General features: G+C 62.3%; 28 protein-coding genes. 14 read left to right on the top strand and 14 right to left on the bottom strand.

Annotation, left to right across the window (positions count from 1 at the left end):
* Positions 1–44: 44 nt before the first annotated feature.
* The 3 genes from O7B34_RS13810 (at position 45) to O7B34_RS13800 (ending at position 2,626) form a co-directional block, all read left to right on the top strand.
* The gene (locus tag O7B34_RS13810; protein ID WP_337146558.1) at positions 45–629 is read left to right on the top strand and encodes a DUF1214 domain-containing protein; all 585 of its coding nucleotides are present in this window, start codon (positions 45–47) and stop codon (positions 627–629) included.
* A complete protein-coding gene (locus tag O7B34_RS13805; RefSeq protein ID WP_337143300.1) occupies positions 622–1,191 on the top strand; it encodes a DUF1254 domain-containing protein in 570 nt (189 codons plus the stop codon). Before O7B34_RS13810 ends, O7B34_RS13805 begins: the two co-directional genes overlap by 8 nt.
* Positions 1,192–1,600: 409 nt before the next feature.
* Positions 1,601–2,626, top strand: coding sequence for a hypothetical protein (locus O7B34_RS13800; RefSeq protein WP_337146557.1), 1,026 nt, complete (start codon positions 1,601–1,603; stop codon positions 2,624–2,626).
* On the opposite strand, the gene O7B34_RS13795 is transcribed toward O7B34_RS13800, so the two are convergent.
* The 3 genes from O7B34_RS13795 to O7B34_RS13785 all read right to left on the bottom strand — a co-directional run bounded on the left by O7B34_RS13795 (position 2,604) and on the right by O7B34_RS13785 (position 5,531).
* On the bottom strand, positions 2,604–2,951 hold the full coding sequence (locus O7B34_RS13795; RefSeq protein WP_140717047.1) for a DUF1491 family protein: 348 nt from the start codon (positions 2,949–2,951) through the stop codon (positions 2,604–2,606). The two genes, O7B34_RS13800 and O7B34_RS13795, sit on opposite strands and share 23 nt — an antisense overlap.
* A gap of 71 nt (positions 2,952–3,022) precedes the next feature.
* Positions 3,023–3,805, bottom strand: coding sequence for a peptidoglycan-binding domain-containing protein (locus tag O7B34_RS13790; RefSeq protein WP_337146556.1), 783 nt, complete (start codon positions 3,803–3,805; stop codon positions 3,023–3,025).
* Entirely contained in the window at positions 3,780–5,531 is a 1,752-nt protein-coding gene (locus tag O7B34_RS13785; RefSeq protein WP_337146555.1) for a PAS domain-containing sensor histidine kinase, read from the bottom strand. The genes O7B34_RS13790 and O7B34_RS13785 overlap by 26 nt, the downstream gene beginning before the upstream one ends.
* Before the next feature lie 533 nt (positions 5,532–6,064).
* Between O7B34_RS13785 and O7B34_RS13780 the strand changes: the two genes are divergently transcribed.
* On the top strand, positions 6,065–6,415 hold the full coding sequence (locus O7B34_RS13780; RefSeq protein ID WP_337143296.1) for a DUF5330 domain-containing protein: 351 nt from the start codon (positions 6,065–6,067) through the stop codon (positions 6,413–6,415).
* Positions 6,416–6,514: 99 nt separating this feature from the next.
* Positions 6,515–6,943, top strand: coding sequence for a SufE family protein (locus tag O7B34_RS13775; protein ID WP_337146788.1), 429 nt, complete (start codon positions 6,515–6,517; stop codon positions 6,941–6,943).
* A gap of 169 nt (positions 6,944–7,112) precedes the next feature.
* Here the strand turns inward: O7B34_RS13775 and O7B34_RS13770 are convergent, their stop codons facing one another.
* Together O7B34_RS13770 and O7B34_RS13765 are read right to left on the bottom strand one after the other, a co-directional pair.
* Positions 7,113–7,538 carry a MucR family transcriptional regulator gene (locus tag O7B34_RS13770; RefSeq protein WP_027143963.1) on the bottom strand — a complete coding sequence of 142 codons (426 nt, stop codon included), beginning with the start codon at positions 7,536–7,538 and terminating at the stop codon, positions 7,113–7,115.
* Between the two features lie 410 nt (positions 7,539–7,948).
* Entirely contained in the window at positions 7,949–8,317 is a 369-nt protein-coding gene (locus tag O7B34_RS13765) for an SH3 domain-containing protein (protein WP_337146554.1), read from the bottom strand.
* A 114-nt stretch (positions 8,318–8,431) separates the two neighbouring features.
* On the opposite strand from O7B34_RS13765, the gene O7B34_RS13760 reads away from it, so the two are divergent.
* The 3 genes from O7B34_RS13760 (at position 8,432) to O7B34_RS13750 (ending at position 11,728) form a co-directional block, all read left to right on the top strand.
* Positions 8,432–10,531, top strand: a complete 2,100-nt coding sequence (locus tag O7B34_RS13760; RefSeq protein WP_337146553.1) for a S9 family peptidase — start codon at positions 8,432–8,434, stop codon at positions 10,529–10,531.
* Between the two features lie 19 nt (positions 10,532–10,550).
* Entirely contained in the window at positions 10,551–11,177 is a 627-nt protein-coding gene (locus tag O7B34_RS13755) for a LysE family translocator (RefSeq protein ID WP_337146552.1), read from the top strand.
* A gap of 149 nt (positions 11,178–11,326) precedes the next feature.
* Entirely contained in the window at positions 11,327–11,728 is a 402-nt protein-coding gene (locus tag O7B34_RS13750) for an SET domain-containing protein (RefSeq protein WP_337146551.1), read from the top strand.
* Positions 11,729–11,868: 140 nt separating this feature from the next.
* Here the strand turns inward: O7B34_RS13750 and O7B34_RS13745 are convergent, their stop codons facing one another.
* From O7B34_RS13745 to O7B34_RS13725, 5 genes are all read right to left on the bottom strand, one after another.
* Positions 11,869–12,510 carry a glutathione S-transferase family protein gene (locus O7B34_RS13745; RefSeq protein WP_337146550.1) on the bottom strand — a complete coding sequence of 214 codons (642 nt, stop codon included), beginning with the start codon at positions 12,508–12,510 and terminating at the stop codon, positions 11,869–11,871.
* Between the two features lie 152 nt (positions 12,511–12,662).
* A complete protein-coding gene (locus O7B34_RS13740; protein ID WP_337146549.1) occupies positions 12,663–13,613 on the bottom strand; it encodes a cytochrome c in 951 nt (316 codons plus the stop codon).
* 9 nt (positions 13,614–13,622) lie between these two features.
* Positions 13,623–14,060: a c-type cytochrome gene (locus tag O7B34_RS13735; RefSeq protein WP_337146548.1), complete on the bottom strand. Its 438-nt coding sequence runs from the start codon at positions 14,058–14,060 to the stop codon at positions 13,623–13,625.
* Between the two features lie 161 nt (positions 14,061–14,221).
* Positions 14,222–14,824, bottom strand: coding sequence for a superoxide dismutase (locus O7B34_RS13730; RefSeq protein WP_337146547.1), 603 nt, complete (start codon positions 14,822–14,824; stop codon positions 14,222–14,224).
* Between the two features lie 170 nt (positions 14,825–14,994).
* A complete protein-coding gene (locus tag O7B34_RS13725) occupies positions 14,995–15,873 on the bottom strand; it encodes a branched-chain amino acid aminotransferase (protein ID WP_027143972.1) in 879 nt (292 codons plus the stop codon).
* Between the two features lie 155 nt (positions 15,874–16,028).
* Here O7B34_RS13725 and O7B34_RS13720 point away from each other — a divergent pair, with 155 nt between their 5' ends.
* Both O7B34_RS13720 and O7B34_RS13715 read left to right on the top strand, forming a co-directional pair.
* Positions 16,029–16,691: a haloacid dehalogenase type II gene (locus O7B34_RS13720; protein WP_337146546.1), complete on the top strand. Its 663-nt coding sequence runs from the start codon at positions 16,029–16,031 to the stop codon at positions 16,689–16,691.
* A gap of 171 nt (positions 16,692–16,862) precedes the next feature.
* Entirely contained in the window at positions 16,863–17,687 is an 825-nt protein-coding gene (locus O7B34_RS13715) for a L,D-transpeptidase (RefSeq protein ID WP_140506114.1), read from the top strand.
* 34 nt (positions 17,688–17,721) lie between these two features.
* Here the strand turns inward: O7B34_RS13715 and O7B34_RS13710 are convergent, their stop codons facing one another.
* Entirely contained in the window at positions 17,722–19,263 is a 1,542-nt protein-coding gene (locus O7B34_RS13710; protein ID WP_337146545.1) for a helicase HerA-like C-terminal domain-containing protein, read from the bottom strand.
* Between the two features lie 376 nt (positions 19,264–19,639).
* On the opposite strand from O7B34_RS13710, the gene O7B34_RS13705 reads away from it, so the two are divergent.
* From O7B34_RS13705 to O7B34_RS13690, 4 genes are all read left to right on the top strand, one after another.
* Positions 19,640–21,082 carry a methylmalonyl-CoA mutase subunit beta gene (locus tag O7B34_RS13705; RefSeq protein ID WP_337146544.1) on the top strand — a complete coding sequence of 481 codons (1,443 nt, stop codon included), beginning with the start codon at positions 19,640–19,642 and terminating at the stop codon, positions 21,080–21,082.
* Complete coding sequence (scpA, locus tag O7B34_RS13700; protein ID WP_337146543.1) at positions 21,079–23,202, top strand: methylmalonyl-CoA mutase; 2,124 nt, start codon at positions 21,079–21,081, stop codon at positions 23,200–23,202. The genes O7B34_RS13705 and scpA overlap by 4 nt, the downstream gene beginning before the upstream one ends.
* Positions 23,203–23,273: 71 nt before the next feature.
* On the top strand, positions 23,274–23,504 hold the full coding sequence (locus tag O7B34_RS13695) for an AbrB/MazE/SpoVT family DNA-binding domain-containing protein (RefSeq protein WP_140506122.1): 231 nt from the start codon (positions 23,274–23,276) through the stop codon (positions 23,502–23,504).
* Entirely contained in the window at positions 23,501–23,887 is a 387-nt protein-coding gene (locus O7B34_RS13690; protein ID WP_140823809.1) for a type II toxin-antitoxin system death-on-curing family toxin, read from the top strand. The genes O7B34_RS13695 and O7B34_RS13690 overlap by 4 nt, the downstream gene beginning before the upstream one ends.
* Here O7B34_RS13690 and greA read toward each other — a convergent pair.
* The 3 genes from greA to O7B34_RS13675 form a co-directional block, all read right to left on the bottom strand.
* Positions 23,884–24,357 (bottom strand): transcription elongation factor GreA, encoded by a 474-nt coding sequence (greA, locus tag O7B34_RS13685; RefSeq protein WP_337107794.1) that lies wholly within the window; start codon positions 24,355–24,357, stop codon positions 23,884–23,886. The two genes, O7B34_RS13690 and greA, sit on opposite strands and share 4 nt — an antisense overlap.
* 245 nt (positions 24,358–24,602) lie before the next feature.
* The gene (locus tag O7B34_RS13680; protein ID WP_337146542.1) at positions 24,603–25,607 is read right to left on the bottom strand and encodes an asparaginase; all 1,005 of its coding nucleotides are present in this window, start codon (positions 25,605–25,607) and stop codon (positions 24,603–24,605) included.
* A 78-nt stretch (positions 25,608–25,685) separates the two neighbouring features.
* A complete protein-coding gene (locus tag O7B34_RS13675; protein WP_337146541.1) occupies positions 25,686–26,852 on the bottom strand; it encodes an acetyl-CoA acetyltransferase in 1,167 nt (388 codons plus the stop codon).
* Positions 26,853–26,863: the final 11 nt, after the last annotated feature.

The raw sequence follows: 26,863 nt of genomic DNA, 5'->3' as shown, positions 1-26,863 counted from the left end.
CCGCGATATCCCCGAACGGCAATCCTTCGCGCACCCGGCCCTTCATGCTCAAGAATGCCTTCCTGATGCTGATTTCGCTTGCCATAGCCATTGGCGGGGGCGGCGCCAGCGTCTGGTATGCGCTGAAGATCCAGGACGGGGTCGGCGCAATCAGGATCGGCCAGTGGACCGCCTTCCCCGACATCGGCACACCGGCCGCGGACCCCTATTCCAAGGCGCGCGTGGCGCGCGAGGGGGTGCTGGCGCTCGGCCGCGCCGAAGGCCTGTCCTTCGTGGCGGAAAACGATGCCGCCGGCGACCAGCTCAAGCGGGAATGCACCTACAGGGTCGAGGGTGGATTTCCGACAGCCCGGTTCTGGACGCTTTATGCCGCCGATCGATCGCTCGGCGTCGTCGAGACCGGCAAATCGCGGCTTGCGGCACTTCAGTCCTACCAGGTGCTGCGCCAACCAGACAATTCCGTGATCATCTCCGTCGGCCATCACCCGATGCCAGGCAACTGGCTTCTGACCGACGGTTCCGGGAAGATGTATTTCGTCCTGACCTTCTACGACACGCCGATCGCCAGCAGCACCGGCCTGTCCGACGTTTCGCTGCCCAGGATCGTGAGGGCGGGCTGCGATGCGTAGTTTGCGTGCCGCACTGCGCAGACTTCTGCATGCCGTCCTGCTCGGCCTCGTCGGCGCCGGTATTGTCCACATTATCGTCCTGCTTCTGGTGCCGGAATTTTCGGAACGTGACGCCTGGTCGCGTCTTTCCATGGCATCCGATCTCTACAGGATGAACCGGCTCGATGCCGAAGCCGGCGGCGCGCCGGTGGTGAAATCGGTCGACCCGCTGTTCTATGCCACGGCCTGCCGCTTCGATCTCGAGGAAGGAATGGTCCGGATCAAGGCGCCGGGAGACGTCCCCTTCTGGTCGGTGTCGGTCTATGACCGCAGCGGTCACAACATCTATTCCTTCAACGACCACACGGCGACGGACGGCAAGCTGGATGCGGTCGTGCTGACGCCGGCGCAGATGATCGACGTGCGCAAGGACCTGCCCGAAGACCTGCAGGGAGCGATTTTCGTCGAAGCGCCCATCGACGAAGGCATCTTCGTCATCCGCAGCTTCGTGCCGGACGAGAGCTGGAAGCCGATCGTGTCGCGCTTTCTCGATCAGAGTTCCTGCGAGCTGCAGGATTTCTAGAGCTTCAGCAAGCTCAGTGGTGCGGCACGGGCGTCCGTGGCGATCCCGGCTTGTCTGGCCCCGCGGGCCGCGCTTCGCCGGTGCTGGACCGCTCATAGCGGATGCCGGGAAATATGATTACGGCCGCCGGTATTTCGGTGGTTTGCTTTGCTCGATTGGTCGGTGCCGCACGCGGCACGAAAGACAGTACCATGCCCATGGTTCGCGCATTCCTCTCGGTTTCCCCGGAGCACAACGCAACGCCTCCAAATATCATTAAGGCTGGCAGAGGGTTAACGGAGCGCTAACGGATCGCCGCTAACTTGATCTTTGTTCCCAGGTCAGAGAGTTCTGACCGAGGCAAACGCGAAACCGACACAGTTCCGGTGGCGCGATGTCGAGTGTGTATCTGTTGTCAGGCGTATCCTTCGTGTCATCTTCGGACTTCAGGCAAATCGCGATAAGGACGGAATCGGGAAAAGCCGAAAGGCTGTTCCGCGCCGCCGTGTCGGCGTTCTGCTCGCTGACCCGACCGTCGCGCCGCGAGATCGGCCAGCTCGAAGACCTGACGCTGCCGTTGTTCGACAGCGTATCCGTCGAATCGCGGCGCTACGTGGCAGCCGCCCTTTCCGAATGCGAATATGCACCCGCGGCCCTGGTGCGGCGCCTCTGCGAGGAACCGGTCGACATTGCCGCTCCGCTGCTCATCCGATCACGCGCGGTCAGCGATATCGACCTGATCGCGCTGATTGGCCGGCACGGGCTGCCGCATGCGCGCGCCATAGCGCGGCGCAAGGACCTGAACCCGACCATCGCCGATCTGATCAGAGCGCTGGAAAGACCGACCCTGGTGCGGATGCGGGATCCGGAAGCAGCCCCGGCGCAAAGCCCTGCCGTGACGGCGCAAGCAACGGCGGACAGCGCGGAAACTCAGCAGACGCCCGGCGTTGCCGCCGAGAACGCGCGGCGCAGGCTGCGCTCCATGATGCACACCGGCGACGAAGCCTTGGCGGCGAAGGTCGATGCGTTCCCAGGTGCGGATACCTATGTCAAACTGCGCGAGACGGCACTGACGGGAAACGCCGCTTTCTTCCAGACCGCGCTTGCCGATGCCCTCGACATTGATTTCTCGATCGCGCAATCGCTGACCGCCAACCAGAATTATGCGCCGCTGCTTGCGGCGCTGCGTTCGCTCGATTTCAGCGAGGACCGGGCATTCCTGATCACGGTTGCCGTCTATCCCGGCCTGTTCCCGCATCCGCAGGCCATCCGCACCTATCTCGACCGTTACCGCATGCTGCAGCGCGATGCGGCCCTGGACAAAGTGCGGGGATGGAAAGCCGAAACCCCGTCCAGGGCGGCTCGCAACACTTCGCCGACAAACGGCGACAGCCGCAAGGCCTCCAACAGCGACGAAGCCGACGCCCCCGGCCTCAGGGTGTCTTCACGGAAATAAGCTCCTCGACGGGAACATTCCCGGCCTCGATCTCGACCACCCAAATGTCGGGATCGAATTTTTTCTCGCGCTCAAGTCTCGCATCCAGCACGGACGCATCATCGCCGGCGGCCAGAAGGCTGAAAAAACGGTCTTCGGGCTTGGCCGAATCGTAGCTTGTCTGCGGCGCCGGCCCGTAGAGAGCCGTTTCACCCATCCTGCCCCGCGCCAGGATGAACACAGCCCCGGCCTCTGTCGCGCCGCGATTGACCACGGCGGCAAATCCGCCAGCGCCGAAAACCCGGCGCAACAGGGCCGACACCCACAGATCAGCGGTTACACGCATCGAAGACTCCCGACAACATGCGGGGCTCTCTATCGAAATTTCCGATGCAGGGCGAGCCGTCGTTTCGGCTGTCAGTTGGTCAGGCCGATCTCGCGCATCTTGACGTAGACGATCTCGTCGGGTTCGCCGGTCTGTGGTAACCCGAACAGCGTCTGGAACTCCTTGATCGCCGCCTTCGTGCGTGCACCGACGACGCCATCCAGTTGCATGTCGTCATTGCCGAAGGCCTTGAGCCCGGCCTGGATCTTGACGATGCGGGGATCAGGCCCCTGCAAAGCGGCATTCGTCTGCGCCTCATTCGTCTGCAAGGACACGGGAACAGCGGCCGGCGCCATGTCGGGACGAGGCTGCGGCTTGGGCACGGCGGCCGTCTTCGGCGTTGCACCCAGTTGATCCAGCAGCAGCGCATCGATCTCGCCCGAGGCGTTCAGCCCGACCTTCTGCTGATAGGCCTGTATGGCCTTGCGCGTGTTGGGGCCGGAAATGCCGTCGACGGTGCCGGAATAGAAATCGAGGTCCTTCAATATGCCTTGCACCTGCTCGACCACCGGATCGCCCTTGATCGGGGCGGGCGCGGCATTGGACCGCACGATGTTGATAGTCGTCTCCGGCTCGTCGGCGGCGGCGTGCGGAAAGCCCTGGAAATGACGCGTGGCGAAAAACGCCCCGGCGTGCGGGAAAGGCTGATACCACAGCGCGTTGGCCGAGACGTAGAACAGCGTCACCAGGAATGCGGTCGATCCTCCCACCAGGACGGGATTGCGCGAAATCATGCCGCCAACGGCGATGGCGCCGTCCTGCAAGGCGTTGCTGCGGCGTTTGACCGCCCTAGCCTGTTTTGCGGAGCGAGCCATTTCCGTCCCCTTTCGCCCTCGTCACCGGCATCGTCAGCACTCCGGTCGAGTTGGCGGGGCGTCCCTTCGGCCCGCTGACCGGCAGGCTGATGGTCACCGTGGTGCCCTCGCCCGGCATGCTTTCGATCGACATGGTGCCTTCATGCAAGGCCACCAGCCCCTTCACCAGGGAAAGGCCAAGACCCGTTCCCTCGAAACGGCGGGTATAGTCGTTCTGGATCTGCATGAAGGGTTTGCCGAGATTGGCGAAATCCTCCTCGGCAATGCCGATGCCGGTGTCCCTGACCCAGAAATGCAGACGTGAGCCGATCCGCTTGGCGCCGACGACGACATCGCCGCCGTCGGGCGTGAACTTGATCGCGTTGGAAACGAGGTTGATGAGCATCTGCTGTACGGCGCGGCGATCGGCATTGATATCGCCTGCGTCTGGGGCGATCTGCGTCTGCAGGTCAATGTTCTTGGCCTGGGCCTGCAGCCGCATCATCGACTGGCACATGTCCACGGCTTCCATGAACCGGAACGGCTCCGGCTCGGTGGCGTAGACGCCCGATTCGATCCTCGAGACGTCGAGTATGGATGTCACGACTGCCAGCAGATGCTGGCCCGAATCCCGCACGAGGCCGACATATTCCTTCTGCCGCGGATCCTTGAAGGCGCCGAACATCTCGTGCAGCAGCATGTCGGAAAAGCCGATGATGGCATTCAACGGTGTGCGCAGTTCATGGCTCACCACTGCGAGGAAGCGGCCCTTGGCCACTTCGGCGGCGGCCGCCGTCTCATTGGCTTGTGCCAGTTCTTCGCGCAACCGCGCGGTCTCGTCATTCTCGCGCAGGACAAGCGTGAAAACGTCGCTTTGTTCCTCGCCGCGCACCAGTTCGAGCGCGAATGGCTGGTAGTTGTCGGCCACCAAACCATTTCCGTTGTGGGCGCCGTTGCCACTCTGGGGCAGCCTGATGCGCAATTCGAGGCGGCGCGACAGTGCGCCGTCACGCATGTCGGCCAGGGCGCTGAGATAGGAGACACGGTCCGACAGGTGGACGCGGTCGAAGAGGCCCGTTCCGGACAACAATTCAGGTGGCAATTTCAGAAGCGTACGCGCCTTGGCGGACGCCTCCACGACTTCGCCTTGGCGGGTCACCCGAAAGACCACCGCGTCGATGATGTCTTCCAATCCGTCACCCGCATCGAGCGTAGCGGCCGCGCCGGCGGTGCCGCGAAAAGCCGATATGCGCGGGAGGAGGGTCAGCGCCCACGCCAATGGCACCAGCCAGTGCCAGGCGGCGATGTGCGCGTCCGCGAATGGAAGGAAGGTGGCCGACAGGGACTGAAGGGCGATGGCGATGACGGCCGAGGCGCCCCCCCACACAGCAGCACGCCGCGAGGCGCCGATCCACCAGGCTTCGAATGGCAGCGCCAAGGCAAGCATGGCGACAGGTGAACTCAATCCACCGGCGGCACCGATGAGACCGCCAAGGGCAATCGCCGCCATCGCCAGGGCGATCGGCCCGGCGGCGGCCATCTTGCCGGTCGCGGCTACCAGCAGGGCGACGAACCAGCACAGACCGAAGGCCGCGAAAATGGCGGCCATGGTCACGGCAGCCCCCATGCCCGACGTAACCAGCGTGACCGCGGCACCAGCTGCAAAGAACGGCGCGGCCAGCATCACGCCGATGAAACGGCGCTGGCGCTCGCGGTCGCTGCGCCCGAGAACGCTGGGATGAACCATGCGTTCACAACCGGCCGCCATTGCGCCAGGCAATTCAGCGTATCTGGCCTCGATCGGCATCAACTCAACGCACTCGCACTCGTCGTGAACAGCTCTGCTTTTGCAGATTGTCTTGGGTGGCTTTGAAACTCGCATCCAGCGTTTAAGGAATGGATAAGGCAGGGCCGACCAAGGCCGGCCCTGCGGCAAATATCGGGATGACGGCCGCCGAAAGCCCGGGCAAATGCAGCCATAGTAAACGGAGGGTTATTCGCGAACGCCCGTCATCAGCGGCCCAGAGGCAGGAACGGGATCGCCTCCATTTGCGAAAAATCCGGTAGAAACAACCGGATAGATGGTTATCGGATGGTAACGGGAATCGTCCCGATATGAAACAAATCGACAACAAAACGCTTCGTCTCGAATTTGCCTAAAATTTGAGGAAAATTCTCGGCGATCATGCAAGCCGTCCTTTGTGCCCGTGTGCCAACATCCTGCCCATAAAAGAGGTCGTGCCATATGATGCATGATCCGGTCACGACGAGAGGCAAGGCATGTTCTTCCTGATAAGAATGGCTTTCTGGTTTTCACTGGTGCTGCTGGCGCTGCCGCTGGGTGTCGGATCCGATGAAACGGGCCAGCAAAGCGTCGGGCCGATCCAGGCCCTGTTCGCGGCGCGAGACGCCGTCGGCGACATCGCCGGGATCTGCGAACGCAAGCCCGATGTCTGCGAAACCGGCAAATCGGCGATGCACACCATCACCGCGCGCGCCAAGGAGACCGCCAAGATCGCGGCCGCCATGCTGGACGACAAGTCCGCCGGCCCCGACATCTCGACAATGACGGGCAGCGTGCCGGAAGAAATCGTCCTGCCCCAAACGGTCAACCTGCCGATAAAGAATTAAGCCGTCTCGACGGCGCACCGCGGACCGTCTGCCCTCTCGACGTCCGCGGTGTCCTTGTTTTTCCGTGACGCGGCGCCATCGCGTGACTATATCCGTGTCATGACGACCACGATCCAGACGATCCGCGACGACTTCTCGTTCCTCGAGGAATGGGAGGACCGCTATCGTTACGTCATCGAGCTTGGCGAAGCGCTGCCTCCCTTTCCCGATGCCGAGCGCAACGCCGCCAACAAGGTGCCGGGTTGCGTCAGCCAGGTCTGGCTGACCACCGAACGGGGTCCGGGCGCAGATCCCGTCATCAGCTTCACGGGCGATTCGGACGCTCATATCGTGCGCGGACTGGTCGCGATCATGCTGGCGCTGTTTTCCGGAAAGACGGCCAGCGAAATCCAGAAAACCGACGCTGAAGCGACGCTGAAGGTACTCGGCCTCGACGAGCACCTGTCACCTCAGCGCGCCAACGGCCTTCGCTCGATGGTCAAGCGCATCAAACGCGATGCCGAGATGGCGCTCGCGCAGACTGCCTGACAGGCTTCTGCCTCGATCTTCCTTGTTTTGACGCAATTCCCTAGGGAAAGCGCTACGCGCTTTTCCCGGGAAAACCGGCTCACACTTTTCCTGGAATTGCACTCGCCCGCAAAATCAAACGGCGCCCGAAGGCGCCGTTTGATTTCAGTTATAATCCGGCAAGCCGCGACTACCGCGCCTTGCGCTTGCGGCCAAGGCCCATCTTCTTGGCAAGCTGCGAGCGGGCCGCCGCGTAGTTCGGGGCAACCATCGGATAGCTTGGGTCCAGGTTCCACTTTTCGCGATACTGATCGGGCGTCAGATCGTAGTGGGTCATCAGGTGACGCTTGAGCGACTTGAACTTCTTGCCGTCTTCAAGACAGACAATGTAGTCGTCATGAACCGAGCGTTTCGGATTGACAGCCGGCTTCTGCTTGTCGGCAGGCGGCTGTTCGACGGTTCCGCCCACACGCCCGAGAGCGGCGTGGACATCGGATATCAGGTTCGGCAGTTCGCCGACCGGCACGGGATTGTTGCTGACATAGGCAGCCACCACATCGGCGGTGAGCTCGATCAGCGCATCATTGTTTCTGGAAGGTGTTTCGACAATATCCATGGTCTTCAGGCCCCAACAAGAGTTACGTCGATCTGTGCCCCTTTTTACAAACAGGGCATTGCACGAATTTTGCGCAGATAGAGCTGCGACGATTCGCGTCACAGGGACATCAATGCGGCCACACGTCAAGTAAGTCAATTCGCTCTCTGCATTATATTTACGAATGTTGGTCAACTATTGCGCGATCAGCTTCAATCTTTCGTGCACCATGTAATTTTTCGATATTTCGGTCGCCAAACGGACAAAGGCTGACGTTGGGTCAGCTAATCGTTACATTCGCGATAACTCACAAAACAAGTTTCAATGCTCCGGTTTGCTTGGCGACCACACCGACAAGCTTGGTTGTTCACACCTGTCCACGAAACCATAGGTTGCCAAACCATTCCGCGATCAATCAGGCCATTCCCCGGTCAAAACGGCGCGATGTATCCGCCATAGGCCCAGCCGGTGACGAAGACGCCGTTCCTGGCGGGGTCATGCCAGATTTCGCACCAGCGATAGCGAACCATCTGCCGCTGTTTCCATGCCGATTGATTGGCGATGTCGAGCAGGTTTATGCCGCCGGTGCACCGTCCGGTCATCTGCAGGACGGTTCCGTTCGGGTAGGCGGCCTGCTTCTGGGATGTTCCCAACGGATATTTGCGCACATTGAGCGTGTCGCCGAACGGCACATTGGCCACTTGCCAAGCCGCGAATACGGTCGCATGAGACTGGCCGGCAAAGACCAGAGTTAGCGAAGCAACGGCGAAGGCCGCAGCAATACGAGACCGAATAGTCATCTTCCCTCCTCCCGGCCACCTCATGGGCCCACACCACCTCTACGCAACTGCTCTTGAACCCGCCCTGATCGGTGTGTTCATTCGTCATTCAAGATATTTCCAAAGCGAGACGCAATGACCAGGACTTCCCGATTTCCAATCGTCAGCGCCCCTTCCCCCGAGAAGAGGCCAGTCTCGGACACGCATCACGGCATCACGCGAACCGACGAATATGCCTGGCTGCGGGCGGATAACTGGCAGGAGATGTTCAGGGATCCCTCCTTGCTCGATCCTGGGATCCGCGCCGAACTCGAAGCCGAAAATGCCTACCAGTCGAAGTTGATGGCCGACACGTCAGATTTGCAAAAGCAGCTCTTCAAGGAAATGAAGGGCCGCATCAAGGAAGACGATTCATCAGTTCCCATGAAGGACGGGCCTTACGCCTATGGCTCTTCCTTCAAGCTCGGCGGCGAGCAGCCGCGCTATTTCCGCATGCCGCGCGACGGCGGGCCCGAGCAGATCCTGCTCGACGGTGACGCCGAGGCCGAGGGCAAGGCCTATTTCCGGCTTGGCGGCGTCGATCATTCGGCCGATCATCGCAAGCTCCTGTGGGCCTTCGACGACAAGGGTTCCGAATTCTACACGCTGCGTGTGCGCGACCTTGCCGATGGCAAGGAACTGGCGGACCAGATTCCCGCCACCGGTGGTTCGGGCGTCTGGGACGCGGGCAATGACGGGTTCTTCTACACGCGTCTCGATCCAAACCACCGGCCGTCCAAGGTTCTGTTCCACGCGCTTGGACAGAACCCCGAAAGAGACCGCCTGATCTACGAGGAAACCGACCCCGGCTTCTTCATGGACGTCGACGGAACCCGCAACAATCAATGGATCATGATCGGCATCAACGATCACGAGACTTCGGAATACCGTCTGTTGAGCGCCAGCGATCCGTTTGCCGAACCCAAGCTGGTTTCGGCGCGCGAGACCGGCCTTCAATATGAACTTGAGGAAGGCGGCGGCATATTCTTCATCCTGACCAATGCGGATGGTGCCAAGGACTTCAAGATCATGACGGCGCCGGCGAGCGATCCGGTCCGCGCCAACTGGCAGGAACTGGTGCCGCATGAACCGGGCCGGCTGATCCTGTCGGTGATCGGCTTCAAGGACCACATGGTCCGGCTCGAGCGCAAGGAAGGCCTGCCGCGTATCGTCGTGCGTGACCGTGCCAGCGGCGAAGAGCATCTGATTTTCTTCGATGAGGAAGCCTTCTCGCTCGGCCTTTCGGGGGCCCTGGAATACGACACCGAGATGATGCGCTTTTCCTACTCGTCGATGACGACGCCGTCGCAGATGTTCGACTACAACATGCGCACCCGTGAGCGTGTGCTGCTCAAGACCCAGGAAGTGCCGTCCGGCCATGACCCGCATCAATACGTCACGAGGCGGCTGATGGCGCCCGCGGCCGATGGCGAACTGGTGCCGATCTCGCTTCTGCATCACCGCGACACGCCGCTGGACGGCTCCGCGCCTTGCCTGCTCTACGGTTATGGTTCCTACGGCATTGCCGTTCCGGCCGCCTTCAATACCAACTGGTTCTCGCTGGTCGACCGAGGCCTCGTCTTTGCCATTGCCCATGTCCGCGGCGGCAAGGACAAGGGCTATGGCTGGTACGATGACGGCAAGCGGGCGCACAAGATGAACACCTTCACCGATTTCATCGCCTGCGCCCGCCATCTCGTTGCCGAGCGCTATACCGCGCATGACCGCATCGTCGCGCAGGGCGGCTCGGCCGGCGGCATGCTGATGGGCGCCATCGCCAACATGGCGCCGGATTGCTTCGGCGGCATCGTGGCCGAGGTTCCGTTCGTCGATGTGCTTACCACCATGCTCGACGCGACGCTGCCGCTGACCCCGCCCGAATGGCCGGAATGGGGCAATCCGATTGCGTCGGCCGACGATTACCGGACGATCGCCGCCTATTCGCCCTACGACAATGTCGCAGCACTCGACTACCCGCCGATCCTGGCGGTCGCCGGTCTTACCGATCCGCGCGTCACCTATTGGGAGCCGGCCAAGTGGGTGGCGCGGCTGCGTGACCGCAAGAGGGGCGACAATCCGGTGCTGTTCAAAATCAACATGGATTCCGGCCATGCCGGTGCCTCCGGCCGGTTTTCGCGCCTGGAGGAGATCGCCTATACTTATGCCTTCACGTTGAAGGTAACGGACAAGGCATAGCTTACGGAGGAACGCCGCGATGATCGATCTGTCCACATTGATAGCCTATATCGCGGTTGTGTTCGGTTTTGTCTTCATTCCGGGTCCGGCCACACTGTTGACGATCGCGCGCGCAACGAGTTCGGGAACCAGGGTCGGGATCGCCACCGGCGCCGGGATCGCGGCCGGCGATGTGTTTCATACCGTGATGGCGATGGTCGGTATCTCGGCGATCATCGCCACATCGGCGACGCTGTTCAGCATCGTAAAGTATATCGGCGCGGCCTACCTCGTTTACCTCGGCATTCGCGCCATCATCGAGAAAGCGCCGACCGAACCGACCGCCGGCGCGCTCGCGATCTCTGCCGGAAAGGCATTTCGGCAGGCCGTCCTGACCGAGGTGCTCAATCCCAAGACAGCACTTTTCTTCCTCGCTTTCCTGCCTCAGTTCGTGCGGCCCGAAAACGGATCGGCGATGGTTCAGTTAGCCGTATTGGGAATCATCTTCGTCATGCTGGGGCTTTTCAGCACGGTCGTGTTTGCCGTGAGCGCAGGGCGGCTCGGCGGTTTCCTGCGCCAAAATCCGACAGTGTTGAAATGGCAGGGCAAGGTTGTCGGCGGCATCTATTGCGCCCTGGGTGTCCGCCTGGCCTTGCAACAGCGCTGAAGCCAGGCGGCTCACGTCTGCCAGCAGGCATGATGATCATGATTTTTTGAATTCCGCCCAGCTGATTTCCGCTCGCAATTGCAACGGTCGCGCGCTACCCAAGCACGATTTTCCCGGGCACGAAGCCCACATTCGCATAAGGGTCCATTATGTTGCTCGTCGACGTCTATCTCGACAAATCGCCGATCCAGGGCATCGGTGTGTTTGCCAAGAACCACATTGCCAAGGGCACGCTGGTCTGGAAGCTCGACCCCCGGTTCGACCGGATCATCGACGTCGAGACCTATGAGGGCGAGACCGGGTCGGTAAAGAACTATCTCGACCGCTATTCCTACCCCGACCGGCGCGATCCGGCCTATATCGTCTTCGAAGCCGACGACGCCCGTTACATGAACCATGACGACGAGCCGAATTGCGATGTCTCGTCGCCCGAGGAAACCTACGCCTTGCGCGACATCGCGCCTGGCGAGGAAATGACCTGCAATTACAATCATTTCTTCGAAACGGGCTTCGATTTCCTCGGCGATCGTCACCTGCAGTCCGAAGACTAGGCAGTAGACTCGTTAGCGTGGAGCCACAGCCGGATGGAAGCCAGCTGGACCATGGCGAGGAGGCCCCATTTGGTAGACCCCCATGAGGAACTTTTCGCGACTGCTCAACCAGGCGCTTGGCCGCTTCGATGAAGCGAGCACTACAATCCCGGTGATCTCGCCGCCCAAGCCTTGGTGGCCTGACAGCTTTCCATTGCTCGGGCGTAGGCAGGGCGTGCCGTCGTGCGAGCGAGATAGTCCCGCTCGACAGACCCGGGGACATAGTTGCCAGTTCGCAGGCCGAGCAGGAGGGCGTAGCTCACCGAGATATCGGCAGCAGTGAACCGCTCGCCGGCGAGATAGGGGCAATCCGCGAGGCGGCGGATAACCAACCCCAGCCGGCTCTCGAAGGTCTCCAATGCCCAGCAGGTAACCCGGGCATTTCGTTCGGCTTCGGGCGCCAGTTCGCGACCGACTAAGACGGCATTCATCGGCCCGGCGAGCCCGGCCTCGCCTAAGTGAAGAAATTGCAGATAGGAGGCGAAGGCGGGATCGTGCGGGGCGACGGCAAGCGAATCTGACCCGTGGCGGGCGAGCAGGTACTCAAGAATCGCGATCGATTCGACCATGATCGTCTCGCCGTCCTGCAGTGCGGGAATGAAGCCGGCGGGGTTGATCGCGAGGAAGCCGCGATTATTCTCGACTGCGAGCAGATCGACCGGGCGCAGCCGATAAGCCAATCCTAATTCCTCGAGCAGCCAAACAACACGGAAGCCACGACCTTCGCCATAGACGGTGAGCATAGTTAAGTGTCCCTGGATTGGGCTGGATGTACTACCTCGCAGAGGTAAGCCAGTCGCGCAACGGACTATCAATGGCCCATAATGCACTCAGGGCTTGGCGCATATTCGTCATCCTACAGCTGCGGGCCCTCCCCACTTTATGGATTCCCGACCTATTTCGTGCTTTTCTTGCGAGCCGGATAGCCGTTGGGGTGCGGCGGTATCGCCTTGAGATAGGCGGCAATCGCCGCGCGGTCGTCCGCCGTCAGCTCGGCCATGTTGCGCTGCACATCGACCATGGCGCCGCCGACGGAATCGAAATCCGGCGTGAACCCGGTTTCCAGGTAGTTTGCGATGTCGGATGCGGACCAGCTGCCGATACCCCCCTCGCCCGAAGTGACGTTCGGCACGACGCCCGAGCCCTCGGCGGCCACGGCACCGGCCAGCCATTGACCCTTCCTGATGCCGCCAGCCAAGTCCCGCGGCGTATGGCATTCGCCGCAATGACCCGGCCCTTCGACCAGGTAGCGGCCTGCCATCACGAGTTCCGGCGTGCCATCATGCAGGGGAATGACAGGCTGGTCGCTGAGATAGAGGCGCTTCCACAGGCCAATGCCTCGCCGGATGTTGAACGGGAATGCCAGCGAATTGCCCGGCGCCTTGCCGGCGACGGCGGGAAGCGTCTTCAGGAAAGCATAGAGGTCGGCGACATCAGACGGCTTCATGCGTGCGTAGGAGGCGTAGGGAAAGGCCGGATAGAAATGCTCACCCGTCGGCGAAACACCCTTCAGCATGGCATTGGCGAGATCCCCGACCGACCATGCGCCGATGCCATCATTGGGATCTTGCGAAATATTGGGAGGCACGAAAGTGCCGAACGGCGTCTTGAGTTCAAGCCCGCCCACGAGTTGAAGCCGCGCATCGCCGTGCGAGCCAGGCTTCGCATGGCATGAGGTGCAGCCGCCGGCATAGAAAATGCGCTTGCCCCGGACAACATCGCCGGGGCCGAGTTGCGCCAGGCCCGCCCCATTAAGCCTGACGGGTGCCGACAGCAGCCACCCGGCGGCCGCGCCGGCGACGCCCAGAACGAGGGCCGCGCCGACGAGCTTCTTCAGCCATGCCATATCAGGCGATCAGCCCTTCTTGACCCTGTAGCCCTGGTGGCAGGTGCCACAGTCCGAGCCGATGGTGCCGATCTGGGTCTTCAGCGCGTCGACGTCGGCCGGAGCAGCCGCGATCGAGGCCTTGACGTCGGCAAGATACTTATCCTCGGCCGTTTTGAAGCCGGCCATGTCTTCCCAGATCTTTGGCGCCGCCGTGGTGTCGCCGGTATCGCTGCCCTTCGGGAACAAGGCCTCTACGTCGAATTTCTCGGCATTTGCCTGCAGTGCCTGCAACTGCGTCAGCACCGCGGCGGCATCAAAGGGTTCCTCGCCCTTGACCACTTTCGACAGGCCGCCGACGATCTTTCCGCGTTCCTTCATCAGTGCCTGCCGGCCGAGGACGGGATCGGCAAAGGCCGCCGACGCGGCGAGTGCGAGCATAGAGATGGCGATGACAAGCTTTCTCATTCATTTGGCTCCGTGATGAAGGCATTTCAGGACAGGACGTTAACGGGTGTGGGAGGAGGAATATTCCCTTCTCTCCGCATGAATTTGGACGAGTCTGGCTGCGGTGGGGCTTCGACTTAAAAGAAAAGGCCCGGGGGTGCCGGGCCTTTTCGGAAGATCGATCAGGCATTTGCCTTTTCGTAGAGCTCGAGCACGTGATCCCAATTGATCAGGCTGTCGACGAAGGCCTCGAGGTATTTCGGCCGGGCGTTGCGATAGTCGATGTAGTAGGAGTGTTCCCAGACGTCGACACCGAGGATCGGCGATGCGCCATGAACCAGCGGGTTTTCGCCGTTCGGCGTCTTCGAGATCGCCAGCTTGCCGTCCTTGACCGAAACCCAGGCCCATCCCGAACCGAACTGCGTCGTGCCAGCGGCGATGAAATCAGCCTTGAATTTGTCGTAGCCGCCGAGATCGCTGTCGAACGCCTTCTGCAGCGCGCCAGGCAGCTTGTTGCCGCCGCCGCCCTTCTTCATCCATTTCCAGAAATGGATGTGGTTGTAGTGCTGGGCGGCATTGTTGAAGAGACCGGCGTTCTTGCCGAACGACTGCTTGACCGCCTCTTCGACCGAAAGTTCGCCGAGGCCGGCTTCGGCGGCGAGCTTGTTGCCGTTGTCGACATAGGCCTTGTGATGCTTGTCGTGGTGATACTCCAGCGTCTCTTTCGACATATAGGGCTGCAGGGCCTCATAGTCGTAGGGCAGAGCGGGCAATTCGAAAGCCATGGGTAGTACTCCCTCGTGGAAAATCCGGTGTGGATACCGGAGTAAGATAGGTCGGGATTGAGCTGGAGCAACTCCGGAAATGAAGCGCCGGTTCCCTTTCTAAGCGGGTTCCCGAAAACTGTCACACGCTTTTCCTGCGGCCAACCGCGCAGCGACAAAAAGGCCGGACCTCAGCCAGCTGACGTCGAATGCGCCCAATCCCAATAGAGTTCGCGTGCCTTCTTGGCCACCGGGCCGGGTTGCAGGTCGCGGTCCTCGACGCGGGTGACCGGCACCACCTTGGAGTGGTTGCCGGTCGAGAAGATTTCGTCGGCTTCGAGGAAATCCCGCACCGACAGCGTCTTTTCGGTCGTCCTGAACCCATAGTCGCCGAGCAGCGTCATCGTGCGCGAGCGGGTGATGCCGGACAGGAAGGTTCCGTTGGGCGCCGGCGTCAGCACGTGGCCGTCCTTGACCAGGAAGATATTCGAGCTTCCGGTCTCCGCGACATTGCCCAGCATGTCTAGCACAAGCGCATTGTCGAAGCCGCGCGCCTTGGCCTCGAGGATGGCGCGGCCGTTGTTGGGATAGAGGCAGCCGGCCTTGGCGTTGGTCGGCATGGTTTCGATGGTCGGGCGCCGGAACGGCGATACGGTCACGGAAAAGCCGGTCGGCGAGATCATCGGCGATTCATAGAGGCAGAGGCAGAAACGGGTCGAGGCGGGATCGGCCGGGACGCCCATGTAGCCGCCATGCTCGGCCCAGTACATCGGCCTGATGTAGACCGCCGTCTTGCCGTCGAATTTCTTCAATCCGTCCCAGGTCAGCCCGACGATCTGCTCGGGCGTCATGTTTGGCGCGAGGCCGAGCGCGATCGCCGAGGCATTGACGCGTGCGGCATGAAGTTCGAGATCGGGCGCCACACCCTCGAACCAGCGAGCCCCGTCAAACACGCTGGTGCCGAGCCACATGGCGTGGCTGCGCGGCCCCAGAATGGCGACATTGCCTTCGTACCAATCGCCATCGACGAAAGTCCATGTCGCGGATTGCGCCGCCGCCGCCAGTGTCATCGCGTTTTCCTGTTCCGGTCGATCTCGTGCGACAACATTGGATGATGCTTTGGCCGCTGCCGTCAACCAGCATCGGGGAGTTTTGTTGAGGCCAGCGACGGGTGCGATGCAATCAAGGCTTGCACCTTGTCCCGCCTCGCCTCAAAACTGTTGCCATGCAATACGCCGCCTATGTTTTCGACGCCTATGGCACGCTATTCGACGTGCATGCGGCCGTGCGCCGCCATGCGGACGCGATCGGCCCCGACGGCCAGCTCCTGTCCGAAATCTGGCGCGCCAAGCAGCTTGAATACTCCTGGGTGCGCACGTTGATGGGCGCGTACAACGACTTCTGGCAGTTGACGGAACAGGCACTGGACTTCGCCTTGCGCAAGGTCCCTTCGGCCGACCCTAGTCTCAAGGCAAAGCTGCTGGAGGCCTATTGGAGGCTGGACTGTTATCCCGAAGTGCCGGCCGTGCTGAAGGCGCTCAAGGCCTCGGGCGCCAGGCTGGCGATCCTCTCCAATGGCTCGCCCGAAATGCTGGAGGCGGCGGTCAAGTCCGCGGCACTCGACCAGGTCCTGGACAACATCTATTCGGTCGATGCGGTGCGTCGCTTCAAGACCGATCCGGCGGTCTACGACATGGTCGCCACGGGATGGCGGCTCTATCCCGGCGCGATCTCCTTCCAGTCTTCCAATCGCTGGGACATTGCGGGCGCCACCAAATTCGGCTTCCGCACGGTTTGGATCAACCGCTCCAACCAGCCGGAGGAATACCGGGACTTGCCGCCGGCCCTGATCCTGCCGTCGCTGGAGGCCCTCGTATCCGGTGGCTAGCGGACCTGTGACCCCAACGCCACAGTGGCGGCGCAGTCACAGCTTCGCCTTTGTTTGTCCACGTTCGGGCCAGAATCGGAACCGCCTATCGCCTCAGGTGTTGTCAGGCACCCGCAGCGGACGTCGGCGTGTTGACGCTTTGTTGCGATTTGAGTCTTAAAGAAGGCAGCCATGTCCATAACCGAAATCGAATCCTATCGCCTGAGCCGTCGCGGCTTCCTCAACGCCGCAGCCCTGGGCGCCGCCTCGATCGCGGTTTCGGCATGCGCCACCACCGGCCCCGGGCCGGCCGAGCCGCCGCCACCAACCTATGTCGAGCCTCCGCTTGCCGACTATGCGTCGATGTACGCGGCGGTCAGCGATGGCGGCTTCGATCTGCCGGCCATCCCGGTCGACAGGATCGATCCGCAGTTCCTGCGCCAGATCGTGCCCGACCCGACCGGCCAGAAGCCGGGAACCATCGTCGTCGATACGACGGGTCATTTCCTCTATCTGGTTCGCCCGGGCGGCCAGGCCATCCGTTATGGCGTCGGTCTCGGCCGCGCCGGCTTCGAGTGGTCGGGCGACGCCGTCGTCCAATGGAAGCAGAAATGGCCGAAATGGACGCCGCCGGATGAGATGGTCGCCCGCCAGCCGGAATTGAAGCAGTATAGCGCCGACAATGGCGGCATGCCCGGCGGCTTGAAGAACCCGCTCGGCGCGCGCGCGCTCTATCTCTTCCAGGGCAATGTGGACACGCTCTATCGCCTGCACGGCTCGCCGGAATGGCGCTCGATCGGCAAATCGGTGTCGTCGGGCTGCGTGCGCCTGATGAACCAGGACATCATCGACCTTTACGATCGCGTGCCCTCCAAGACGCCGGTCATCGTGACCAGCGACGCCCGCCAGCCGATGGTGGCGACGGCCAACCACAAGGCCATCCCGATCGACGCCGGCGTGCCGGATGGATCGGTCCTGCTCGGACCGGTCAAAGCGGTGACGGACGCGATTTTCTGAGCTGGCCGGACAGCGGCAACGCCGCTGCCCGATTCTACCGTCCCCGCGACAGGCTGCCCAATATTCCGCGCACGATCGCACGTCCGACCGAAGAGCCGACCGAGCGCACGACCGACTTGATCGCCGCCTCCGCCACTGTCTGGCGGTTGGAGGGCCGCGGCGCCGGCGCACGCCTGCCGCCGGGCTGCGGCGAGGGATCGTCATTGCCGAAGCCTGGAATGGTCCAGCGCGAGCCGCCGGTGCCTGCCTGCTGCGCCTCGGCGTCCTGCGCCTCCTTGGCCTTCTTCTGCAGCATCTCGAAAGCCGATTCGCGGTCGATGACCTGGTCATACTGGCCGGTGACCGGGCTTTCCCCGATCAGCTTCTGCCGCTCGGCGGGGGTGATGGGCCCAAGCCGCGATGACGGCGGGCGGATCAGCGTGCGCTGGACCATGGACGGAATGCCCTTGGCCTCCAGCGTCGAAACCAGCGCCTCGCCGGTGGCGAGCTGGGTGATGGCGGTGGCGCAGTCGAAGTCCGGATTGGGCCGGAAAGTTTCGGCCGCCGTCCTCACCGCCTGCTGCTCACGCGGCGTGTAGGCGCGCAGCGCGTGCTGCACGCGGTTGCCGAGCTGGGCCAGGACCTTTTCGGGGATATCCAGAGGGTTCTGCGTGACGAAATAGACGCCGACGCCCTTGGAGCGGATCAGGCGGACCACTTGCTCGACCCGATCGATCAGCACCTTCGGCGCCTCGTCGAACAAGAGGTGCGCCTCGTCGAAGAAGAACACCAGCTTCGGCTTGTCGGGGTCGCCGACTTCGGGCAGTTCCTCGAACAGCTCCGACATCAGCCAGAGCAGGAACGTCGCGTAGAGGCGCGGATTCATCATCAGCTTGTCGGCGGCGAGCACGCTGATGGCACCGCGACCGTCACGCGTGGTGCGCATGATGTCGGCAATCCGCAAAGCCGGCTCGCCGAAGAAATTCGCCGCGCCCTGCTGCTCCAGCACCAGCAGCGTGCGCTGAATGGCCCCTACCGATGGCTTGGTGACGTTGCCGTAACGGGCGCTGATCTCTTCGGCGCGCTCGGCGATGTTGGCGAGCAGCGCCTGCAGGTCTTTCATGTCGAGCAGCAGCAGCCCTTCCTCATCGGCGATACGGAAGGCGATGTTCATGATGCCTTCCTGAGCGTCGGTCAGGTTCATCAGCCGCGACAGGAGCAGCGGTCCCATTTCCGAAATGGTCGCGCGGATGGGGTGGCCCTGCTGGCCGAACAGGTCCCAGAAGATGACCGGAAATTCCTGAAAGTCGTAAGGGTCGAGCTTGACCTGTTCTGCCCGCTTGACAAGGAAATCCTGGGCGGTGCCCATCATGGCGATGCCGGAAAGGTCGCCCTTGATGTCGGCGCAGAATACCGGCACGCCGGCATTCGAAAAACCTTCGGCCAGGACCTGCAAGCTGACAGTCTTGCCGGTACCGGTGGCGCCGGTCACCAGGCCGTGGCGGTTGCCGTATTGCAGCAGCAGATTTTCGGCGCGCTGATAGCTGTCGTCGGGCTTGCGGCTGGCGCCGATGAAAATACTGGTATCGTCAGCCATATGTCGGGTCTCCGCAAACTGATGTGTCTAAGGCCAGCCTTTGTCCGAAGGTATAGTGAGGCCGTTGCATAGCGACAATGACAATTGTCCAAAGCGAGGCCAATCATCCAATCAGGGCTTTCGTCCAATCAGGGCTTTCGTCCAATCAGGGCCAATCGTCCAAACCGGACCAATCGCCAGGAGCGGATTTTGGAACTTGCGAATTTCGATGGTGTTTGGCAATCGTCCATGGTCGGTCTACGCAAGCCAACCTATATCAGGTGGATCGAATATCAGGTGGTGGGATTCGGGCCTTGGATGCGCATTGCGATAACCGACCGGGGACCGTAGACTGGGCTGACCGGGCTGGTGCGGCCACATAGAACGAGGACGATGAATGGGCGCCGGAGCCTTGACCAGGGATGTTGAGCCAACGGATGCGCAGCGTCAGCGATGGCTGGCCTTGGCGGAAAAAGCGTTGGCCGGCGCATCCTTTGAGGAAAAGCTGGTCTCGCACACCGACGACTACATCCGCGTCGAGCCGCTCTATGATCGCGCGACCGGAACGGAACCGATCGTGCGCGCCAATCCTCAATTGCCCTGGATCGTCAGCCAGCGCGTCGACGACCCCGATGTCGATCGCGCCAAGACCCAGGTCCTGGAAGATATCGCGCAGGGCGCGACGGGACTGTCGCTCGTCTTCGAGGGTGCTCCGAACGCGTTCGGCTACGGCCTGCCGAGGACGGCGCAGGCACTGGAGACGGTACTGGAGGGCGTGCCCCTCAACCGGGTCCAGATCCGCATCGATACCCACCCGTGGAGTCGCCCCATGGCCGACTGGCTGGTGGCGTTCCTGAGCAAGCGCCGCTCCGATCCGGCAAAGCTCAACCTTTCCTTCGGCATCGATCCGGCGGCTATCCTCGCCGGCACCGGACGACTGCGCATGTCGATCGAGGCGCTGCAGGAATCGATGCCGCAATCGCTGGCGCATTTCTTCTCGATGGGCGTCCCCGGTGTGCTTCTGGAGGCGGACGGTCGCGTCTTTCACAATGCCGGCGCCACGGAAGCGCAGGAACTCGGCATCATGCTGGCTTCGGCGGTTTCGTATCTGAGGATGTTCGAGAAGGCGCGGCAGCCGCTCGTCTATGCCGCTCCTCATATCGGTTTCGCGCTCAGCGTCGACCAGGACCAGTTCCTGTCTATGGCCAAGGTGCGGGCCCTGCGCAGGCTGTGGGCACGGGTGCAGGAGGCCTGTTCGATCCCCAATTCCACGGCCAATATCCATGCCGAGACATCATTTCGCATGATGACGGCATTGGACCCCGAAAACAACATCCTGCGCACGACGATCGGCTGCTTCGCCGCGGCGGCGGGAGGCGCCGATTCGATCTCAATCCTGCCGCATACGATCGCGCACGGCCTGCCGGCGGCTTTTGCCCGCCGCGTCGCGCGTAATGCGCAACTGATCATGGCCAATGAAAGCCATGTCGATCATGTCGCCGATCCCGCCCACGGCTCCGGCGCGGTCGAAGCGCTGACGTCAGATCTTTGCGAAGCAGCGTGGGCGGAATTGCAGGCGATCGAGGCAGAGGGTGGCGTGCTGTCCAGCCTTCGGGACGGACATATCCAGCAGCGCGTCCGCACTGCCGCCGCCCAGCGTGGCATTGCCTTCAAGTCAGGCGAGCGGGCCATTGTCGGCGCCACGCTTCACCCCTTGAAAAGCGAGCGTCCGGTCGAGACGCTGGACGCAGAGCGGCGACCTGCCTTCACCGAGGGTGTCGTCCTGTGCGAGGCACTGTCGCCGGTTCGCATCGAGCAATCCATCGGGGCCGCTTCTTGATTCCGGATTTCAGTCAGATCGGCTGGGTGCCGCCGCGCCGCGCGCCGGTCGAGGTCAAGGGACAGCGGACGACGCCGGAAGGTCTTGTCGTCAAGCAGTTGTACAGTCAGGGCGACCTCAAGGAATTGCCGCATCTCGATACCTATCCGGGCCTGGCGCCGTTCGTGCGCGGCCCCTACCCGACGATGTATGTCCAGCAGCCCTGGACGATCCGGCAATATGCAGGCTTTTCGACCGCCGAAGAGTCCAATGCCTTTTACCGACGCAACCTTGCCGCCGGCCAGAAAGGTCTTTCGGTTGCTTTCGATCTGGCCACCCATCGCGGCTATGATTCAGACCATCCGCGCGTCTCCGGCGATGTCGGCATGGCGGGTGTGGCCATCGATTCCATCCTCGACATGCGGCAGTTGTTCGACGGCATTCCGCTCGGCGACATGACCGTGTCGATGACTATGAACGGCGCGGTGCTGCCGATCATGGCGCTCTACATCGTGGCGGCCGAAGAACAAGGCGTCGCGCAGAAGGATCTGGCGGGGACCATTCAGAACGACATTCTGAAGGAGTTCATGGTCCGCAACACCTACATCTATCCGCCGAAGCCCTCGATGCGGATCGTCTCGGACATCTTCTCCTACACCTCGAAGAACATGCCGAAGTTCAATTCGATATCGATCTCCGGCTATCACATGCAGGAGGCCGGCGCGACCGCCGACCTGGAGCTCGCCTATACGGTCGCCGACGGCATCGAATACGCCCGCGCCGGCGTCGCGGCAGGGCTCGACATCGACCGTTTCGCGCCGCGCCTGTCCTTCTTCTGGGCGATCGGCATGAACTTCTTCATGGAAGTGGCCAAGCTCAGGGCCGCCCGCCTGTTGTGGGCGACGCTGATGAAAACGAATTTCGCGCCGAAGGACGAACGGTCGCTGTCCCTGCGCACCCATTGCCAGACCTCCGGCTGGTCGCTGACGGCGCAGGATCCCTACAACAACATCATCCGCACCATGATCGAAGCGATGGCCGCGACCCAAGGGCATACCCAGTCGCTGCACACCAATTCCTTCGATGAAGCAATGGCGCTGCCGACCGATCATTCGGCGCGTATCGCCCGCAACACGCAACTCATCCTGCAGAAAGAATCCGGCACCACGCGGATCATCGATCCGTGGGGCGGTTCAGCCTATCTCGAGCGGTTGACACATGACCTGGCGGCGCGTGCGCTTGCCCATATCGAGGAGGTCGAAGCTCTCGGTGGCATGGCGGCGGCGATCGAAAAGGGCATACCCAAGCTGCGCATCGAGGAAGCCGCGGCGCGTACGCAGGCGCGCATCGATTCCGGCGAGCAGATGCTGGTCGGCGTCAATGCGCATCGCCCCGGGACCGATATCGAGGTCGACGTGCTGAAAATCGATAATGCCGAGGTCAGGGCCCGGCAACTCTCGAAGCTGCAACGGCTGAAAGGCACGCGTGACGTCGCCGCGGTCGAAATCGCGCTCGATGCGCTGACCCGTGCCGCCCAAGGCGAGGACAACCTGCTGGAGTTCGCCATCCGCGCCGCGCGCGCCAATGCCACTGTCGGCGAAATCTCGTTCGCCTTGGAAAGGGCTTATGGCCGCCATGTGGCCACGGTGCAGACCATTTCCGGTGTCTACCGCAAGGCGCTTGGCGACAATCTGGTGGTCGACCGGCTGCAGGACAAGCTTGATGCCTTCGAAAAGAAAAACGGCGGCAAGCCGCGCATTCTCGTGGCCAAGATGGGACAGGACGGCCACGACCGCGGGCAGAAGGTGATCGCCACGGCCTTCGCCGATCTCGGCTTCGATGTCACCGTCGGCGCCATGTTCCAGACGCCGGAAGAGATCGCGAAGCTGGCGATCCTGCATGACGTCCACGTCATCGGCGCCTCATCGCTGGCAGCGGGCCACCTGACGCTGATCCCCGAGTTGCACGACACGCTGAAAAAGCTCGGCCGAGGCGACATGCTGATCGTGGCCGGCGGCGTCATCCCGCCGCAGGACTATGACGCGGTGCTGCGAGCAGGTGCTGCGGAAATCTTCCCGCCGGGCACGGTTATTCCGGAAGCGGCGGAGCGGCTGCTGGATCGGCTGCTGGCGGCAGGCTAAGAGCGTTATAATATCTGTTGCAACATCCAGCGGGCTTCGTTATAATCAGCGTTGCAACAGGACGTTTCGTCATGAACACCACAATTCGCAAGATTGGCAATTCCGACGGCCTGATTCTGCCGAAAGAGCTTCTCGATCGGTTGAACCTCAAGACAGGCGACAACGTGGTCGTCGTCCAGGAAGGTCAAGAGCTTCGCTTGCGCCGATTGGAAGATTCTGCCGAAGAATTCGAGCGCAAGATGAAGGTAGCGCGCGAGCGGATGAAGAAATACGAGGTTGCCTACCGCGCGCTCGCAAAATGACCGCACATCATTCGCGAGAGTTCGTGGAGGCGATGCATGCCGAGCAATTGCGTCTTCACGGCGGCGCATCGGGCATCCGCGATGAAGGCCTGCTGGAATCGGCGCTCGCACGTCCGCAGCAGAAAGAAGCATACGGCGAGCCAGATCTAAGCGAACTCGCCGCCGCCTATCTCTTCGGCATCGCGAAGAACCATCCATTCGTTGATGGCAACAAGCGCACGGCTTTCGCTGCGGCCGACTTGTTTCTCTATTTCAACGGGTTAAGCATCGAAGCCGAACAGGAGGAGATCATCCAATTGGTGATGATGGTCGCTGCTGGTGAGATCGACGAAGCGGGTGCCGCCGCATTCTTCCGCGACCATGTCGTCAAGCTTGAAGACTAACTCTCCGAGAGCTTGACGATCTCCCACTCCTTGCCGTTGACGTTGGCGACGTCGCCGACCTTCTTGCCAAACAAGGCGACCGCCATCGGCGAGACATGCGAGATGCTGCCCTTGGCTGGATTGGCTTCGTCCTCGCCGACGATCTTCCAGTGCACCTTCTTGCCGTCGTCACTTTCCAGCGTGACACCCATGCCGAAGCGGATAACATCGCTGCCGGGCTCCGGCACGGAAAGCTCGGCACTCTCGCGCCGCGCGGTCCAGTAGCGCAGGTCGCGCGACACGACCGCAATGCGCTCGCGGTCGGCTTTCCGCTCCGCTTTCGCCATGATATCGCGCAGATCGGCCAGATTGTCCTCGATCTGCGCCAGGCCGCGCTCCGTCACCAGGTTACGATGCGTGCTGATCGGCCGCTCGCCAACGCCGGCGATGGCATTCTCGCTGTCTTCTTCGCGGGTAAAAGCTCTGCTCATTCCCTGAACTTAGGCGCCGGGTGGCTGCTCGGCAAGCCGTTGCCGCTGAGAGAACAGGCGTGTCGAGCGTCCGGTATGATTCCCGCAAGGCAGGCACCGGCATCGTCGTCAGCGTATGGCGCGTCGAACGGGGCGGTTGTGGGCCGGCGCCGGGCCGAGCCGGCGACAGTTGACCTCACCAAACTGGCAGCAGCAGCTATGCGCACCTGACCGCCGGGCGCAACCGCGTCAGCTGATTGCTGCCTTCAATTCAACGCCGGCGTCGGCCTCAGCGCCCCGACCTTGGCGCCAATCCGGCTTTCGATAGGCGCGTTCGCCAGTTCGAGCAGCTTCGCCGCCAAGATTTCGTCCGCCCGCAGCAGCCTGGCGAGTACAGCGGCTGCGATTGCGTCGCCGGCGCGCCCGGCACCATCATCGCATTTGACCGCGATACCGAGGCCGAGTTGCGGAATTGCGGCACAGTGGACGCCCTCGGCTCCCCCCTTCGCAAAAATTCGACCGGGAGCGGCTTCCATCAGCAACAGGTCCGCACGGCCGGTGCCCGCGACGAAGAACGGCTCAGCCATGCAGGCGGAGAGCAGGCGCTTCGCGGCCTTCGCCCGCGCTGGGCCAAAGCCGTGGGCGGTGGCCATGCGGGCAAAGCCGAGCGCGAAACTCCTGAGCGGTACCGCATAGGTCGGGATCGAGCAGCCGTCGATCGCGCGTTCGTCGGGGCCGTGGACAGCGCCGGTGACTGCCTGCATGGCGTCGCGCACAATTTCCTGCAAGGCGTGATCCGGCCTCACATAGCCGCGATGGGCGATGCCTGAATGGACGCAGGTGCAGAGGAAGCCGGAATGCTTGCCGGAACAATTGTTATGCAGCGCATTTGGTGAACCGCCGGCACGCGCGAGCGCAATCTCCGCGTCATGGTTCGAGGGCCAATGGGTCCCGCATTCGAGCGCCGACCCGTCCAGCCCGGCCCTGGCCAGCATGGACCGCGCCAATTCGACATGCGCCGGCTCGCCGGAATGGGAGGCACAGGCCAGCGCCAGTTCGCGGTCGCCGAAGCCATAGGCGTCGGCGGCACCCGTTTCGACAAGCGGCAGGGCCTGGATCGCCTTGACGGCGGAACGCGGAAAGACCGGCTTCGACGTGTCGCCGATCTCCAGGACCGGCTTGCCATCGGCATCGAAGACAGCGACCGCGCCCCGATGGGCGCTCTCGACAATGGCGCCGCGCAAAACCTCGATCAGAACCGGATTTGTCATGTCACCTCCCGCAAAATCAAAGTGTTACAGCGTCGTTTGCGCGCCCCAAACGGCGCGCGGCGCTGTAATGCGGGCGGTCTATCTGATCCGGTCGAGAATGGAAACGTAATTGGCGACCGCCGCGCCGCCCATGTTGAAGATGCCGCCGAGTTTCGCGCCCGGCACCTGGATGCCGCCGGCTTCGCCGACAAGCTGCATGGCGGTCAAGACATGCATGGAGACGCCGGTGGCGCCGATCGGATGGCCCTTGGCCTTCAGGCCGCCTGAGGGATTGACCGGCAGGCGGCCGTCTTTTGCCGTTGTGCCATCCAGCGCCAATTTGGCGCCCTCACCCGGCTTCGCCAATCCCATCGCCTCATATTCGATCAGTTCGGCGATGGTGAAGCAGTCATGCGTTTCGACGAAGGAGAGGTCGTCGAGCGTCACACCGGCGTTCTTCAGTGCACGGGTCCAGGCCTGTTCGCAACCTTCGAACGTCAGGATGTCGCGCTTCGACATCGGCAGGAAATCCTGCACATGCTCGTTGGCACGGAAGGCGACGGCGCGGCGCATCTTCAGCGCCGTCGCCGTGTCGGCAAGGATAAGGGCGGCGGCGCCGTCGGAGACCAGCGAGCAATCCGTGCGCTTCAGCGGACCGGCGACAAAGGGATTTTTTTCGCTCTCCTGCCGGCAGAAGTCATAGCCGAAATCCTTGCGCATCTGGGCATACGGATTGTCGACGCCGTTCTTGTGGTTCTTGGCGGCGATCATGGCGAGCGCATCCGACTGATCGCCATAGCGCTGGAAATAGGCCTGCGCGATCTTGCCGAAGACGCCCGCAAAGCCGGCTGGCGTGTCGCCGTCCTCGGGCAGATAGGACGCCTTGAGCAGGTTCTTGCCGATCTCGGGCCCGGGCGTGGTCGTCATCTGCTCGGCGCCGACTACCAGAACGACCCGGGCGGCGTTTGCGTCGATGGCGCGGATGCCTTGCCTGACCGCTGCCGAGCCGGTAGCGCAAGCATTCTCGACCCGTGTCGCTGGCTTGAAGCGCAGCCGGTCATCGGCCTGAAGCACCAGGCTTGCCGTAAAATCCTGCGCCGAAAAGCCGGCGTTGAAATGGCCAAGCACGATCTCATCGACCTCGTCCGGACCGATGCCGGCATGATCGAGCGCTTCCGTCGCGACCTTGACGATCAGATTTTCGAGCGTCTCGCCCTCAAGCTTGCCGAAACGCGAATGCGCCCAGCCAACGATGCATGCGGTCATGGCGGTCTCCA

The organism is Mesorhizobium sp. Cs1299R1N3 (assembly GCF_037179625.1).
GTDB lineage: Bacteria > Pseudomonadota > Alphaproteobacteria > Rhizobiales > Rhizobiaceae > Mesorhizobium > Mesorhizobium salmacidum.
The sequence above is the reverse complement of the archived record's forward strand: the minus strand, read 5'-3'. Positions and strand labels throughout refer to the sequence as shown.

Bases quoted from the DNA above. Each gene is read 5' to 3' on its own strand.
- O7B34_RS13810 (WP_337146558.1), top strand. From the start codon at position 45: ATGCTCAAGAATGCCTTCCTGATGCTGATTTCGCTTGCCATAGCCATT.
- O7B34_RS13805 (WP_337143300.1), top strand. From the start codon at position 622: ATGCGTAGTTTGCGTGCCGCACTGCGCAGACTTCTGCATGCCGTCCTG.
- O7B34_RS13795 (WP_140717047.1), bottom strand. From the start codon at position 2,951: ATGCGTGTAACCGCTGATCTGTGGGTGTCGGCCCTGTTGCGCCGGGTT.
- O7B34_RS13790 (WP_337146556.1), bottom strand. From the start codon at position 3,805: ATGGCTCGCTCCGCAAAACAGGCTAGGGCGGTCAAACGCCGCAGCAAC.
- O7B34_RS13785 (WP_337146555.1), bottom strand. From the start codon at position 5,531: ATGGTTCATCCCAGCGTTCTCGGGCGCAGCGACCGCGAGCGCCAGCGC.
- O7B34_RS13780 (WP_337143296.1), top strand. From the start codon at position 6,065: ATGTTCTTCCTGATAAGAATGGCTTTCTGGTTTTCACTGGTGCTGCTG.
- O7B34_RS13775 (WP_337146788.1), top strand. From the start codon at position 6,515: ATGACGACCACGATCCAGACGATCCGCGACGACTTCTCGTTCCTCGAG.
- O7B34_RS13770 (WP_027143963.1), bottom strand. From the start codon at position 7,538: ATGGATATTGTCGAAACACCTTCCAGAAACAATGATGCGCTGATCGAG.
- O7B34_RS13765 (WP_337146554.1), bottom strand. From the start codon at position 8,317: ATGACTATTCGGTCTCGTATTGCTGCGGCCTTCGCCGTTGCTTCGCTA.
- O7B34_RS13760 (WP_337146553.1), top strand. From the start codon at position 8,432: ATGACCAGGACTTCCCGATTTCCAATCGTCAGCGCCCCTTCCCCCGAG.
- O7B34_RS13755 (WP_337146552.1), top strand. From the start codon at position 10,551: ATGATCGATCTGTCCACATTGATAGCCTATATCGCGGTTGTGTTCGGT.
- O7B34_RS13750 (WP_337146551.1), top strand. From the start codon at position 11,327: ATGTTGCTCGTCGACGTCTATCTCGACAAATCGCCGATCCAGGGCATC.
- O7B34_RS13745 (WP_337146550.1), bottom strand. From the start codon at position 12,510: ATGCTCACCGTCTATGGCGAAGGTCGTGGCTTCCGTGTTGTTTGGCTG.
- O7B34_RS13740 (WP_337146549.1), bottom strand. From the start codon at position 13,613: ATGGCATGGCTGAAGAAGCTCGTCGGCGCGGCCCTCGTTCTGGGCGTC.
- O7B34_RS13735 (WP_337146548.1), bottom strand. From the start codon at position 14,060: ATGAGAAAGCTTGTCATCGCCATCTCTATGCTCGCACTCGCCGCGTCG.
- O7B34_RS13730 (WP_337146547.1), bottom strand. From the start codon at position 14,824: ATGGCTTTCGAATTGCCCGCTCTGCCCTACGACTATGAGGCCCTGCAG.
- O7B34_RS13725 (WP_027143972.1), bottom strand. From the start codon at position 15,873: ATGACACTGGCGGCGGCGGCGCAATCCGCGACATGGACTTTCGTCGAT.
- O7B34_RS13720 (WP_337146546.1), top strand. From the start codon at position 16,029: ATGCAATACGCCGCCTATGTTTTCGACGCCTATGGCACGCTATTCGAC.
- O7B34_RS13715 (WP_140506114.1), top strand. From the start codon at position 16,863: ATGTCCATAACCGAAATCGAATCCTATCGCCTGAGCCGTCGCGGCTTC.
- O7B34_RS13710 (WP_337146545.1), bottom strand. From the start codon at position 19,263: ATGGCTGACGATACCAGTATTTTCATCGGCGCCAGCCGCAAGCCCGAC.
- O7B34_RS13705 (WP_337146544.1), top strand. From the start codon at position 19,640: ATGGGCGCCGGAGCCTTGACCAGGGATGTTGAGCCAACGGATGCGCAG.
- O7B34_RS13695 (WP_140506122.1), top strand. From the start codon at position 23,274: ATGAACACCACAATTCGCAAGATTGGCAATTCCGACGGCCTGATTCTG.
- O7B34_RS13690 (WP_140823809.1), top strand. From the start codon at position 23,501: ATGACCGCACATCATTCGCGAGAGTTCGTGGAGGCGATGCATGCCGAG.
- greA (WP_337107794.1), bottom strand. From the start codon at position 24,357: ATGAGCAGAGCTTTTACCCGCGAAGAAGACAGCGAGAATGCCATCGCC.
- O7B34_RS13680 (WP_337146542.1), bottom strand. From the start codon at position 25,607: ATGACAAATCCGGTTCTGATCGAGGTTTTGCGCGGCGCCATTGTCGAG.
- O7B34_RS13675 (WP_337146541.1), bottom strand. From the start codon at position 26,852: ATGACCGCATGCATCGTTGGCTGGGCGCATTCGCGTTTCGGCAAGCTT.